Raw genomic sequence first — 12,526 nt, forward strand, 5'->3', positions numbered from 1 at the left:
GACGCCCGCCCAGTACAGTGCGGGTGAGCGATCGCTTAGGAGGCCACGTGGGCACCGGGTTTTTCTCGTCCGTCGACGACGTGTCGGCGCAGCTGGCCGAGGCCGGGTACCTCGCGTCGACCGCGGTCGCGACCACGGTGTTCCTCGCCGACCGGCTGGGGAAGCCGCTGCTGGTCGAGGGCCCGGCCGGGGTCGGCAAGACCGCGCTGGCGACAGCGGTCGCCGAGGTCACCGGCTCGCGGCTGGTGCGGTTGCAGTGCTACGAGGGCATCGACGAGGCCCGCGCGCTGTACGAGTGGAACCACGCGAAGCAGCTGCTGCGGATCACCGCGGGCCGCGACGAGACGTGGGACGAGGCGCGCACCGACATCTTCGGCGAGGAATTCCTGCTGCGCCGCCCGCTGCTCACCGCGATCTCCGGCACCGAGCCGACCGTGCTGCTGATCGACGAAACGGACAAGGCCGACGTCGAGATCGAGGGCCTGCTCCTGGAGGTGCTCGGCGATTTCCAGGTGACCGTGCCCGAACTCGGCACGATCACCGCGACGCAGCAGCCGTTCGTGGTGCTGACGTCGAACGCGACGCGCGAGCTGTCCGAGGCGCTGCGGCGGCGGTGCCTGTTCCTCCACATCGATTTCCCGGACGAGGACCTGGAACGCGAGATCGTCCGGCTCAAGGTGCCCGGCATCGAGGCCGCGCTGGCGGATTCGGTGGTGCGGGTGATCGCCGCGCTGCGGGCGATGGACCTGCGGAAACTGCCGTCGGTGGCGGAGACCGTCGACTGGGCGCGCACGCTGCTGGAGCTCGGCGCGGGCGCGCTCGACGAACGGGTGGTGCGCGAAAGCCTCGGCGTCGTGCTGAAGCACCAGGACGACATCGCGAAGGCCGGGGCCGGGCTGCGTCTCGACCAGGTGCTGGACGCGTCGTGACCGCCGCGCCGGGCCTGACCGGACGGCTCGCCGAGTTCGTGCGGGCCTTGCGGGCGCAAGGCATCCCGGCCGGTCCGGGGGAGACGGCCGACGCGGCGGCCGCGCTGGAGGTGCTCGGCCTGGACGACCGCGAACTGGTCCGCGAAGGGCTCGCCGCCGCGCTGGTCCGCCGGGGCGGGCAGCGCACGGTGTTCGACGCCGCGTTCGACCTGTACTTCCCGGCCGGCGTCGGCGCCCCGGAGCTTGCGCGCGAAAACCCGCCGCGGGACCGGGAAGAGCTGCGGGAAGCGCTCGCCGCCGCCCTGGCCGAAGGCGACGACCAGGCGCTGGACCAGCTCGCCGGACTCGCCGTGGACCTGCTGGGCCAGTACGGCGTGGGAACCGGTCCCGGCGGCGGGTATTCGGCGCACCAGACGCTGGACCGCCTGCAACCGCAGACGCTCATCGCCCAGGTGCTGGCCGCGATGCGTGCCGCGGGCTCCCCGGACGAGTTCACCGACCGGCTCACCCGCGACGAAATCCGCCGCCGCGTCGAGGGTTTCCGCGGCCGGGTGCGCACCGAAGCCCGCCGCCGGGCCGCCGAGGTCCGGGGCCGCGAACGGATCGCCAAGCACGCGATCGCGCCCGCCGCCGACCGCGTCGACTTTCTTCTGGCCAGCCGCACGCAATTGGCCGAACTGCGGCGCACGATCCAGCCGCTGTCCCGGAAACTCGCCACCAGGCTTGCCGCACGCCGCAAACGCACCACACGCGGCCAGATCGACTTGCGCCGAACGCTGCGTCGTTCACTCTCCACTGGCGGCGTGCCCTTGCGTCCAGCCTACCGGCACCGGCGTCCCGGCCGCCCGGAAATCATCCTCCTGTGCGACCTTTCCGGTTCGGTGGCGGGTTTCGCGAACTTCACGATGCTGCTGGTGCAGGCTTTGCGGGACCAGTTCAGCAAGATCCGCGTCTTCGGCTTCGTCGACAGCACCGACGAGGTAACACATCTCGTGGACACCGGCGCCGCCGATCCCGAACAGCTGGGCGCGCGGATGCTCAGCGAAGCCGCAGTCGTCCGCTGGGACGGCCACAGCGATTACGGCCGCGCACTAGGACAATTCACTTCGCACTGGCTCGACGCCGTCGGCCCGCGAACGTCGGTCCTCATCCTGGGCGACGCCCGGACGAACGGCGGCGACCCGAATCTCGAGGCCGTCCGCGCGATCCGCTCGCGTGCCCGGCACGTCCACTGGCTGAACCCCGAACGCCGATCCCTGTGGGGGACCGGCGATTCGGCCGCGCCGGACTACGCGGACCTGGTGGAGATGCACGAATGCCGGAACGCGCAGCAGCTGGGCGTGCTCGTCACGCGCCTTCTGCCGACCTGAGCCAGCCGTCAATCTCCTTGCGCAGCAACGCTTTGGTCTCCTCCGGTGCGAACGATGCCTCGACCGCGTTGCGGGCCAGCTGAGCCAAGGACGCGTCGTCGTACCCGAAAACTTCCCTCGCTCGAGTGAATTCGTCGGTGATCGTGGTGCCCGTGACGTCCGGGACATCCGTGTTGAGCGTGACCCGCAGCCCCGCCTCGATCAACCGGGGGAGCGGGTGCCGCGGAAGCGTCGGCACCAAGCCGAGCGTGACGTTCGACGACGGGCACACCTCGAGCGCGATCCCGCTTTCCGCTACCTGGGCGGTCAGTTCCGGATCCTCGACAATGCGGATCCCGTGGCCGATACGCTCCGCGCCACCGATTTCAATCGCCTCGCGGATGCTCTCCGGCCCAGCGTCCTCGCCCGCGTGGTGAACGAGGTGCACTCCCGCCTCCCGCGCCCGGACGAACACCTCCCGGAACGGAGCGAGCGAATGCCTTTCCTCGCCCGCCATCCCGATCGCGACGACCTCTTCATACTGCTTGGCGAGGTCCAAGGTCTTCATCGCCCGCTCGACCGACCTGCGCCGCGAGTGATCAAGGATCAATCGCCATTGCAGCCCATGCTCTTTTCCGCCCTCCGTCAGTCCTTTGCGGACCGCGTCGAGCGGCAGTTCAAGATCCCCGAGCCGTTCCCCGTGCGAGGCAGCGGTGAACGTAACCTCGACGTACCGAGTCCCCTGTGCGGCTTCGTCCGCACAGAACTCGCGCGCGATCCGCGCGAAGTCTTCCGCCGCGCGCAAACACGACCGAGTGAGACTGTTGCGATCGGCAAACGCCCGAAACCCGTTGAACGCGGCCGGTTTGTCCGGCACTTCGACCCCGTGGACGGCCGCGAGCTCCTTGAGCGTGCCCGGGCGGACAGTGCTCTCGAGGTGGACGTGGAGATGCACCTTGGGAAGGGCCGAAAGATCGCGCACGCGTGGGATGATGCCTGCCTTCGCCGCCTCCTGTCACCCAAGTTTCCCCGGGGAACTCGCGGCGGCTTGGCGGCGTTGAGGAGGTGACGGATGTTTCCGCAGGGGAAGGCTGTGCGCGATGGCTTTGATGAAGAAACTCACCATGCTGGCCGGTGCCGCGGGCGCGGTGTCGTATGTGCGGAACAACCCGCAGAAGGTCAACGAGGCCGTGGGAAAGGCGGCGCGCTTCGTGGACGAGAAGACCAACGGGCGGTATCACTCGCAGATCGCCGGGGCGGTGCGGAAGGTGTCGGACACCACGCGTCCTCGGACGGCTGAGTGACGCTGCTGGTTGGGACCCGGGTTCGCGCACCTTCCGCAGGGCCGTGCTGGGTCGCGTGAAGATCAATCGACTCGGTAGGCGGCGGCTCCGTTGTGCAGGAAGCGTGCGCGACCGTGCTCGTCGGAGCCGATCAGCGACCAGACCTGGTGGCCGTCGAGCTTCGGTTCGGCGGTGATGATCGCGTGGTCGTCGAGGCGGACCACCTCGACGCGCCGCGCTGGCTTGCCGTGCCGCGATTCGGCGGTCTCCTTGCGGGGACGGTAAGTGAGGAACGCTCGATCGTTGTCGACGGTCAGAGTGATGTCGTCCGAGGTGGTGCGGTAGGTGCCGCACATCCGGTCCTCGTCGAGGGGAACGGGTTTCGCGGGCGGTACGGGAAGCGGTGCCGTCTCGACGCCGGCGAGGTCCCGGAGCACCGTGCTGAAGAGTTCGTGGGCCAGAGGTTCGGCGCCCGCGCTGTTGGTCAGGACGGCCATCGCCACCCCGGCCGAGGGGACGACGCGCAGGAAAGCCTTCTGGCCTTTGGAGACGCCGGTGTGGCCGACGACGCCGTCGCGGTAGAGCATCCAGCCGAGCCCCCAGCCGAGGACGCCGCCGCCGAAGTCGGGGACGGATTCGAGCTGGGGTTCGCGCAGTCCCGCGAGCGTGTGGTCGGCGAGGTGCAGGCGAACGAACTCCAGCAGATCGCGGGCACTGATCGCGAGGTGCGAGCCGCTGGGCGTGGAGAAATAGCGGACTGCCCAGCTCTTCGTCGGCGCGAGTCTTCCTTCGGTCTCGACGTGGCCGACCGCGGTGCGGTGCAGGATCGCTTCGTAAGTGTCGGAGGCGAGGGTGGAAAGTCCCAGCGGCGTCGCTAATCGATCCCGGAGCACGTCGTGGAAGGTCCTGCCGCGCAAGACTTCGACCAGCCTGCCGAGCACGGCGTATCCGCTGTTGGAGTAGGAGAAAACGCGGCCCGGGGGAAAGAGATGAGCCGCGTCGGCGAGGGCAGCGACGAACTTCTCGATCGCGTCGTCGTTGCGTCCGGTGTCGACGAGGTGGTTGCTGTCGACCCCGCCGGTATGGGTGAGCAGGTGGCGGGCGGTCAGGGTTTCAGTGGCCGCCGGGTCGCTCAGCCGGAACCCGGGCAGGTAGGCGTGAAGAGGGCGGTCGAGGTCGAGCAGATCGTCGTTCACCAGCTGCTGGACCAGGGTGGCGGTCCAGATCTTGGTGATCGAACCGATCTTGAACACCGAGTCGGTCGTGGCCTCGACTCGCGTGCGGAGGCTCAGCACGCCCGCGGCCTCGTCCCGGATCTCGCCGTCGGCCAGCACCGCGACCTGCGCGCCCGGTACGTCGTGCTTCGCGATCAGCTCGCTCAAACCCCACGCCATCCCCGCAATGTACTGCCCGGAACGCTTGGTACGAGCACGAACCAAGCCTTCCGGGCAGCGGCATCGCCAGGCGGAACGTTCTGAAGCTGCTTAGCAGGGACGACTGTCGAGGGGACGCCGCCTGTTCTTCCGGCCAGCCTCACTCCTCGGCCAGCACCGCCAGCACACCCTCCCCGTACTTGGCCAGCTTGCTCTCGCCGACCCCGCTCACCGTGCCCAGTTTGTCGAGCGTCGTCGGCATCATCGCGGCGATCTGGCGCAGCGTCGCATCGTGGAAGATCACGTACGCCGGGACGCCCTGTTCCTTCGCCGTCGCCCCGCGCCAGGCACGCAGGCGCTCGAACACCGGTTCCGCCTCTGGGGGCATGTCGATCGGAGCGGCTGGCGTGCGGCGGGACGTGCGCGGGGCGCGCGCCGGGCGTTCCGGTTCGCGGCGCAGTTGCACTTCCTGGGAACCGTTCAGCACCGCGGTCGAACCTTCGGTCAGCACCAGCGATCCGTAATCGCCCTCGACCGCGAGCAGGTTGCGCGCCAGCAGCTGCCGCACCACCGCGCGCCATTCCGGTTCGCGCAGTTCGGTGCCGATGCCGAAGACCTTCAGCGTGTCGTGCTGGAACTGGGTGACCTTCGGCGTCGTCTTGCCCAGCAGGATGTCGATGATCTGGCCGGCGCCGAAACTCTGCCGCCGCTCGTTGCGCAGACGGACCACTGTGGACAGTAGTTTTTGCGCGGGAATGGTGCCGTCCCAGCGTTCCGGCGGGGCCAGGCAGGTGTCGCAGTTCCCGCACGGCTGGCCGGACTGCCCGAAGTACGCGAGGATCTGCGTGCGCCGGCATTCGACCGTCTCGCACAGCGCCAGCATGGCGTTCAGATGCCGGGCTTGCAGGCGGCGATGCATCTCGTCGCCCTCGGACTTGTCGATCATTTTGCGCAGCTGCATCACGTCTTGCAGCCCGTACGCGAGCCAGGCGGTCGACGGCTGCCCGTCGCGGCCCGCGCGGCCGGTTTCCTGGTAATAGCCTTCCACGGACTTCGGCAGATCGAGGTGGGCGACGAACCGGACGTCCGGTTTGTCGATGCCCATGCCGAACGCGATCGTGGCGACCACGACGAGCCCGTCCTCGCGCAGGAACCTCGCCTGGTTCGCCGCGCGAGTCGACTTGTCGAGCCCGGCGTGGTACGGCACTGCCCGGATTCCGTTCTGCACCAGGAAATCCGCCGTCTTCTCCACCGACGCGCGCGACAGGCAGTAGACGATTCCGGCGTCGCCCGGGTGCTCGGTGCGCAGGAGGTCGAGCAGCTGCTTCTGCGGCGAGTTCTTCGGGACGATCCGGTACTGGATGTTCGGCCGGTCGAAGCTCGCGACGAAATGCTTCGCGCCGTCCAGGCCGAGCCGCTGCGAGATTTCCTTGTGCGTGGCCTCGGTCGCGGTGGCGGTGAGCGCGATCCGGGGCACGTCCGGCCAGCGTTCGTGCAGCGACGACAGCATCAGGTAGTCGGGGCGGAAATCGTGGCCCCACTGGGAGACGCAGTGCGCTTCGTCGATCGCGAACAGGGCGATTTTACCGCGGTCGAGCAGCCGCACGGTGGATTCGACCGACAGCCGTTCGGGCGCGAGGTAGAGCAGGTCCAGTTCGCCCGCGACGAACGCCTCCTCCACCTCCTGCCGCTGCGCGAAATCCTGGGTGGAGTTGAGGAATCCGGCGCGCACGCCGACGTTGCGCAGCGCGTCGACCTGGTCCTGCATCAGCGCGATGAGCGGCGAGATCACCACGCCGACGCCGGGGCGCACCAGCGACGGGATCTGGTAGCACAGCGATTTCCCGCCGCCGGTGGGCATGAGCACCAGCGCGTCGCCGCCGGAGATCACGTGCTCGACGATCTCCGCCTGGTCGCCGCGGAACGCGTCGTAGCCGAAGACGCGCTGCAAGGTCTCGAGAGCGGGGGAACGGGTGGCCTGCTCGGCCAGATCGGGGTGCGCCACGCGGCCGATTCTAGGGCGGCGAGCCGTCCGGGCGAGCCTGCCCCGCCGGGTTCGGCGCGAGAGTCCCCATCGCACCGGCCGTTTTCGGCGTTCGCGACGGGCCCGGTCGCACAGGGTAAACAGCCTGGCGACTGGTGACACCGGGGATGACGGGACCCTTCACGCCACCCCCGTGACAGACGGTGTCGAGACGACAGTCCCGGTGCCCTTCGCCCGCGGACCGGAGGCGCACAATGGGATCCGTGGCTTTTCCGATCGATGACCTGACCGGGTATTTCTCCGGCGAATGGCAGCTCGCCCGCGAAATCGTCGATGTCGACGGAGCGGCGCTGGGCGAGGCGAGCGGCCGCGCGACGTTCACCTGCGAGGACGGGGTGCTCGTCTATCGGGAGTCAGGAGAGCTGCAGCTCGGAGCGCATCGCGGACCGTTTGTCCGGACTCTGCACTACCGCCCGGCCGGCGGCTCGCGCGCCGCCGTCCACTTCGACCACGGCGGGTTTTTCCACGACGTGGACCTGACGACCGGCGAGTGGACAGCCGATCATCCGTGCGCCGCCGACTGGTACCGCGGAGCGTACCGCGTGCTCGACGATCGCCAGTGGGAGCAGGAATGGGTGGTGACCGGACCGGCCAAGGACCACGTCATCACCAGCCGGTTCACGCGCGCGGACCGGTGATCCTCCCGGTCTGGCGCAGAATTCCGCACCGCCGCACGTGAGATCCGCCGGATATCGCAGCGAACGCGCTGCGTGAACTACTTCCGCCGGTTGCGCAGGATCACCAGCAGCACCGTGATCGCCGAAATCGCGCAGGCGGCGGCGATCACCATGCCCGCCCAGGCGGGAATCGCGATGCCGGCGATGTTGTCGAACCCGGGCAGGGCTCGGGGCGCGGTGATCGCCACGGGTCCCTCCGTTCGCGTCGTCGGCGTGCAGATCGCTCTCGCGCCGGAGTCTACCTGCCGTCGGCCGCGCGCGTCAGGTCCGAAATGGACAGTTGCGGTCACCGCTGGTAGTCAAGGGATTTTCCGTGCCGAGGCCGTGCGATCCGGTGCGAAGGGACCCCTCGTGCCGCTCGAGTCACAGTGCTGGGCACAAGCGGATCTTCGAGGCATGATCGAGGCAAGCGCACGACGACGAAGAGGAGCGCGAGATGAATGTGGCCGATCTGCTCGTGGACGGATTCGGCCGGGTGCGGGAAGTGGTGCACCAGGCAGTCGACGGGCTGACCGCGGAGCAGCTGGCAGCGCGCCCCGGCCCGGAAGCCAACTCGATCGGCTGGCTGGTCTGGCATTTGGCGCGGGTGCAAGACGACCATGTCGCGGCCGTCGCGGGCACCGACCAGTTCTGGACGGCACAGGACTGGCGCGAGAAATTCGCCCTGCCGTTTCCCGCTGGCGACATCGGTTACGGGCACAGCAGCGACGACGTGGCCAAGGTCCAGCCGAAGTCGCCGGATTTGCTCACCGGCTACTACGACGCCGTGCACGAGCACACGGTTTCGTGGGTGACCAGCCTCAACGGAACGGCACTGGACCGCGTGGTCGACGAAGGCTGGAACCCACCGGTCACCCTTGGCGTCCGGCTGGTCAGCGTGCTTTCTGACGACCTGCAACACGCCGGACAGGCCGCCTACGTGAGGGGGCTGCTGCTGGGATGACCTGGAGCGGCTGACGCACCGAGGGAGTGACCGGCTGACCTGGCAGCTCGCGTCGCGGAACACGCGGACCGTCGCTGCTCTCTCTGTACCTGGGCCACGAGCTGCCGCATTGCTCGCGCGGCGGCGGGCCGGGGGAGTGATGGCGACGCATGCTGGCCAACGCGCGATGGAGGGCGCGTGGTTAGAGCGGGACTGGCGGGTGCGGCGGGCGTGGTGCGAGTGCGTTGCGAGAGCGGAACCGGTGGCTGAGGCGGCGCGGTGCGAGCGCGTGGCGAAGGCGAGGCTGGCGGCTTAGCCGGGTGCGGCGAGGGAAGGTGGCGAGAGAGCGGAGGGTGGCTGCGGCGGCCGCCGTGCGAGCGCGCGGCGTGAGCAGGACTGGCGGTTGCAGCGGGTGTGGTGAGGGGATGTGGTGAGAGAACGGCCGGTGGCTGAGGTGGGTGCAGTCCGCGCGTGCGGCGAGAGCGGGACTGCTGAGTGCGAGCGTGAAGCGAGAGCGGAGCTGGCGGCTGAAGCGGGCGTGGTGAAGGCATGTGGTGAGTGTTGGGCTCGTCGCTGAGGCGAGCGCGCGGCGAGAGCGGGACTGGCGAGGGAGGTGAGAATGCGCGGTGCGAGCTGGGTTGCTGGCCAACGCGCAGTGAGAGCGTGCAGCGAAGGCTGCGCTGGTGGCTGAAGCGCGCGGTGAGAGTGCGCCGTGAGCACTGGGCTGGTAGCCGAAGCGGACGCGGCCTCGCGGAGGTGCAGTTCTGCGGAGAACCCCCGCGGACCCACGCGAAGAAGCATCGGCCGAGCAGCCAGCCAACCTCCCGGAGTCAGCTGCCGAGCGGTCTCACTCGAATCCGGCGCCCCGGTGGTCCGGCAGTCGGCGCGGGCCGGGGCCGTCTTGGCCTAGGCGGTCTTCTGGGTTGGCCAGGCGGCATTTGGCCAGGGACATGCAGCCGCAGCCGATGCAGTCGTTCAGTTGGTCGCGGAGTTGTTCCAGCTGGCGGATGCGCTGGTCCAGGTCGGAGCGCCAGCAGGACGAGATGCGGGACCAGTCGGCGCGGGTCGGGGTGCGGTCGTCCGGGAGGAGGGCCAGCACGTCGCGGATCTGCGCCAGCGGCATGCCCACCCGCTGCGACATGCGGATGAACGTGACCCGCCGCAGGGTGTCGCGGCGGTAGCGGCGCTGGTTGCCCGCGGTGCGCCTGCTTTGGATCAGGTTCTCGTCCTCGTAGAACCGGAGGGCCGACGCGGGTACGCCGCTGCGGTGGGAAAGTTCGCCCACGGTCAGTTCGGGCAGCTCCGTTTTCGCCATGCGCACAGCATAGCTTGACTTAAAGGGAGCTTGAAGTTCGAGACTCCTTTCCGGAGGCGGGAAACCTGTTCCGCCCCGGAAAAAAGGAGAAAAACGTGTCCGAAGCTCCCGTCCGGCTCGCTGTGCTCGTCGGCAGCGCCAGGGAAGGGCGGTTCGCCCCCACGGTCGTCCGCTGGTTCTCCCGCCAGGCCGACCGGCACGGCGGGTTCGAGGTCGACGTCCTCGACGTCGCCGAGATTTCGCTGCCGCTCGCGATGAACGGCGAAGGGGCCGCGCCCGTCGCTGCCCGGCTCGAGGCGGCGGACGCGTTCGTCGTGATCACGCCCGAGTACAACCACAGCTACCCGGCCGCGCTCAAGAACGTCCTCGACTGGTTCCGCGGCGAATGGCACGCGAAGCCGGTCGCGTTCGTGTCCTACGGCGGGATTTCCGGCGGGCTGCGCGCGGTCGAGCACCTCCGCCCGGTCTTCGCCGAACTGCACGCGGTCACCATCCGCGAAACCGTGAGCTTCCACGGGGTGCACGGCCGGTTCGGGGAGGACGGCGAACCGCTCGACCCTGCCGTCGAGACCGCGGCGAAGGCCTTGCTCGACCAGCTCGAATGGTGGGCTCGGGCGTTGCAGGACGCCCGATCGGTGCGGGCTTACCCTGCGTAGCTGCCGCGGGGTGGCGCTGGTCGGCGTGGTTGAAGCGCCGGGGTAGCCGTGCGGATGCTGCTCCGGCGGAGTTTGGACGGCTCGCTGCCGTGAACTGCGACGTGTTCCGCTCAGCCGAGGGGGTGAGTTCGGGGCGGCGCTGGAAGCCGGTGGTGCGCTGACTGACGGTGCGGCTCCGCTGGGCGATGCGGTTGCCCTTCCAGAAGAGGGGCGGCCGGACCATGTTCTGGGTCGGAACCGCTGCGATGGAAGATGAATCCGGCGTTGCGGGAAGCCAGCGCAGTCTTGGTTGGCGACGCTGCGGCTCGGCGGAGCTTCCCGCTGCGATGGCTGAGGAGCACGCTTCGGTGCGGCCCCGTCCGACAAGGCAGCCAGTTCGGTGCGGCACCGTTCAACAGGGCAGTGAGTCCGGTGCGGCACCGTTCAAATGGGGGCAGCGAGTTCGGTGTGGCACCGTCCGGCAAGGCAGTGAGTTCGGTGCGGCACCGGTCAACAGGGCAGTGAGTCCGGTGCACTGCCGTCCGACAAGGCAGCAAGTTCCGTGCGGCACGTTCAACAAGGCAGCGAGTCCGGTGCCGCCCACCGGAACAGCAAATCCGGTGCCGCCCACCGGAACAGCAAATCCGGTGCCGCCCACCGGAACAGCAAATCCGGTGCGGCGCCGCAAAAACCAAGCGGCACCGCACCGGACCGCCAACCGGTCAGCCAGCGTGACTGTCCACACCAGACCGTCGGGCGAAAGCAGGGGCGTGTTCCGGCCGCAACCCAACGCCGCCAAGGTAAGCAGTCACCCCGGAAAGCGCCGGGAATCGTTGCACCACCCGCATCGGCGTGGGCAAGCGGTCCAGCGTCCCGGCTAGCGCGGGGCGCAGCAGCATCTCGTGTTCACCCCGCTGACTCGACTGCACCGCGACAGTCGGCAACAACCGGCGGCGGCGTACGGCGGCCAGGCGGGACCCTGGAACTTCCCCGCGCCGCAACGGTTCTGCGAGGAGTCGTGCGGTGGCGACGGCGTCTTGCACGGCCAGGTTCACCCCGACACCGCCAACCGGCGACATCGGGTGGGCCGCATCGCCGATGCACAACGCGCCGGGGGCGTGCCAGCGCGGCAACAGGCCCATGGTCACTTCCAGCAACTTCACGTCGTCCCACGAGCGGACGGCGGACACTTGCGCGGGCGTCCAGCCGAACAACTCGGCCAGCCGCGAGCGGAAGTCTTCGATCGGGCCGGAACGCAGGCGGGCGTCTTGGCCTCGGGGGATGAGGTACGAGGTCTGGTAGTAATCGCCGCGGTCCATCGTCACCGAGGCGTATCCGGGGCCGAACCGGGCGAACACCCCCTGTTCGCCCGGTCCGGCTTTCGGCACTCGCACCTGCCAGACGTCCATCGGGACGTCTGTCTCCCGCAATGCGAGGCCGAGTTCTTGGCGCACTTTCGACCAGCGTCCGTCGCAGCCCACGGTGAGCGGGGCTTCCAGTGTGGCAATGGCACCGTTTTCGTCGCGGTAGTTGACGCCCGTGACGCGTCCGCCTTCGCGGCGCAGAGAGGTAACAGAAGCGCCCATGCGCAGGGTGAATTTCGGTTCGGCCGCACCGGCTTCGGCCAGCAGGCCCAGGAATTCGGCTTGCGGGACCATCGCGATGTGCTTGTGCGGGCCGCGCAGTCTGCTGAAGTCGGCGGCGATCACCGTTTCCTCGCCGATCTCCATTTTCATCCGTTCCAGGACCGAACGGGACAGTGCGGCGAACCGGGTGCCGAGGCCCAGTTCGTCCAGCAACCGCAGCGTCGACGGGTGCACGGTGTCGCCGCGGAAGTCCCGCAGGAAGTCGCGGTGCTTCTCCAGCACCACCACCTCGACCCCGGCCCGGGCCAGCAGCAGGCCCAGCATCACGCCTGCCGGACCGCCCCCGGCGACCACGCATCCGGTCCGTTCCATCGGGACCTCCAATCTTAGAGACTCTCTAAGTTTAGAGTAAC

The 12,526-nt window shown here is 69.0% G+C and carries 12 protein-coding genes; 6 read left to right on the forward strand and 6 right to left on the reverse strand.

Features of this window, described 5'->3' with window-relative positions; genetic code table 11:
- Window positions 1-47 precede the first annotated feature (47 nt).
- Window positions 48-929: an AAA family ATPase gene (locus tag DMP23_RS11155; protein ID WP_009080300.1), complete on the forward strand. Its 882-nt coding sequence runs from the start codon at window positions 48-50 to the stop codon at window positions 927-929.
- Entirely contained in the window at window positions 926-2,299 is a 1,374-nt protein-coding gene (locus DMP23_RS11160; protein ID WP_167756726.1) for a vWA domain-containing protein, read from the forward strand. Before DMP23_RS11155 ends, DMP23_RS11160 begins: the two co-directional genes overlap by 4 nt.
- Here the strand turns inward: DMP23_RS11160 and add are convergent.
- Entirely contained in the window at window positions 2,277-3,260 is a 984-nt protein-coding gene (gene add / locus DMP23_RS11165; protein ID WP_337820980.1) for an adenosine deaminase, read from the reverse strand. The two genes, DMP23_RS11160 and add, sit on opposite strands and share 23 nt — an antisense overlap.
- 118 nt (window positions 3,261-3,378) lie before the next feature.
- Between add and DMP23_RS11170 the strand changes: the two genes are divergently transcribed.
- A complete protein-coding gene (locus DMP23_RS11170) occupies window positions 3,379-3,582 on the forward strand; it encodes an antitoxin (protein ID WP_037812373.1) in 204 nt (67 codons plus the stop codon).
- A gap of 62 nt (window positions 3,583-3,644) precedes the next feature.
- Here DMP23_RS11170 and DMP23_RS11175 read toward each other — a convergent pair whose 3' ends face one another.
- The gene (locus tag DMP23_RS11175; protein ID WP_337820981.1) at window positions 3,645-4,955 is read right to left on the reverse strand and encodes a serine hydrolase domain-containing protein; all 1,311 of its coding nucleotides are present in this window, start codon (window positions 4,953-4,955) and stop codon (window positions 3,645-3,647) included.
- 139 nt (window positions 4,956-5,094) lie between these two features.
- Window positions 5,095-6,939, reverse strand: a complete 1,845-nt coding sequence (recQ, locus tag DMP23_RS11180) for a DNA helicase RecQ (protein WP_337820982.1) — start codon at window positions 6,937-6,939, stop codon at window positions 5,095-5,097.
- 242 nt (window positions 6,940-7,181) lie between these two features.
- On the opposite strand from recQ, the gene DMP23_RS11185 reads away from it, so the two are divergent.
- Window positions 7,182-7,616: a DUF6314 family protein gene (locus tag DMP23_RS11185; protein WP_240690949.1), complete on the forward strand. Its 435-nt coding sequence runs from the start codon at window positions 7,182-7,184 to the stop codon at window positions 7,614-7,616.
- Between the two features lie 77 nt (window positions 7,617-7,693).
- Here the strand turns inward: DMP23_RS11185 and DMP23_RS11190 are convergent, their stop codons facing one another.
- Window positions 7,694-7,843, reverse strand: coding sequence for a hypothetical protein (locus DMP23_RS11190; protein WP_158714476.1), 150 nt, complete (start codon window positions 7,841-7,843; stop codon window positions 7,694-7,696).
- A 248-nt stretch (window positions 7,844-8,091) separates the two neighbouring features.
- Between DMP23_RS11190 and DMP23_RS11195 the strand changes: the two genes are divergently transcribed.
- Complete coding sequence (locus DMP23_RS11195; protein WP_337820983.1) at window positions 8,092-8,598, forward strand: mycothiol transferase; 507 nt, start codon at window positions 8,092-8,094, stop codon at window positions 8,596-8,598.
- An 826-nt stretch (window positions 8,599-9,424) separates the two neighbouring features.
- On the opposite strand, the gene soxR is transcribed toward DMP23_RS11195, so the two are convergent.
- Window positions 9,425-9,892 (reverse strand): redox-sensitive transcriptional activator SoxR, encoded by a 468-nt coding sequence (soxR, locus tag DMP23_RS11200; RefSeq protein ID WP_134670128.1) that lies wholly within the window; start codon window positions 9,890-9,892, stop codon window positions 9,425-9,427.
- 95 nt (window positions 9,893-9,987) lie between these two features.
- On the opposite strand from soxR, the gene DMP23_RS11205 reads away from it, so the two are divergent.
- Window positions 9,988-10,548 carry an NADPH-dependent FMN reductase gene (locus DMP23_RS11205; protein WP_134670126.1) on the forward strand — a complete coding sequence of 187 codons (561 nt, stop codon included), beginning with the start codon at window positions 9,988-9,990 and terminating at the stop codon, window positions 10,546-10,548.
- A 701-nt stretch (window positions 10,549-11,249) separates the two neighbouring features.
- On the opposite strand, the gene DMP23_RS11210 is transcribed toward DMP23_RS11205, so the two are convergent.
- The gene (locus tag DMP23_RS11210; protein WP_337820984.1) at window positions 11,250-12,485 is read right to left on the reverse strand and encodes an FAD-dependent oxidoreductase; all 1,236 of its coding nucleotides are present in this window, start codon (window positions 12,483-12,485) and stop codon (window positions 11,250-11,252) included.
- Window positions 12,486-12,526 lie beyond the last annotated feature (41 nt).

It is taken from the genome of Amycolatopsis sp. A1MSW2902 (assembly GCF_017312175.1).
GTDB classification, from domain to species: domain Bacteria; phylum Actinomycetota; class Actinomycetes; order Mycobacteriales; family Pseudonocardiaceae; genus Amycolatopsis; species Amycolatopsis nivea.